Origin of the sequence: Methylobacterium crusticola (genome assembly GCF_003574465.1) — a bacterium.
GTDB classification, from domain to species: domain Bacteria; phylum Pseudomonadota; class Alphaproteobacteria; order Rhizobiales; family Beijerinckiaceae; genus Methylobacterium; species Methylobacterium crusticola.
Window position 1 is genome coordinate 1 of the sequence record NZ_QOWC01000508.1, and the last position, 591, is coordinate 591.

Here is a 591-nt window from a genome sequence, read left to right on the forward strand (position 1 = left end):
GATCCTGGAGACGTTCTCGCAAGCTGCCGTGGTCTCGGGAGTTAGCCCGTGACGTTCACTTCAAGCCGCTTAGCAAGGCATTCAAGGCGCGCGACGACGCCGCTGTGATAGGTGAAGCGACGCCGAGTGATGGGATCACGATGCTTCGGGTCCAGACGCTCAAGTTCCGCGATCATGCCGCGGTGCTCACGGATCAGGAAGTTCAGACGAGGCGCCCGATCTCCGGGCGCCATACCGCGAAGCTCGGCCTCCGAGGGGACGCGCATTGCGTTCAGATGCCTCTGCCCAGGGCGGCGAGCTGCGCGAGGGCGCGCTCAAGCGCCTCTGCCCCAATTGTTAGTCTCTCCCAGGCACGTAACACTCCGTGCAATCCTCGAGCAACGGCTCAGCTTTAGAGGTCTGCTCCACGAACGGTCGTCAACGATCGCCAAGGGGGTTAACCATTCTGAACATCATCCGGATCATCACCGCCGCCGCCCTCCTGACCGGCTGGTGCCACCTAGTCCCGGCCCATGCGGCTCCTGGCGCGTCGCAGGAGGATAGCGTCATCGAGACGACCTGCCCGCTGCGGGCGTGGCCGTACATCGGCTG

General features: G+C 64.0%; 1 protein-coding gene. It reads left to right on the plus strand.

What is annotated here, in order from left to right:
- Window positions 1–364: 364 nt before the first annotated feature.
- Window positions 365–591 (plus strand): hypothetical protein (locus tag DT057_RS36355; RefSeq protein WP_203236474.1); only part of this gene is annotated, 227 nt, incomplete at its 3' end.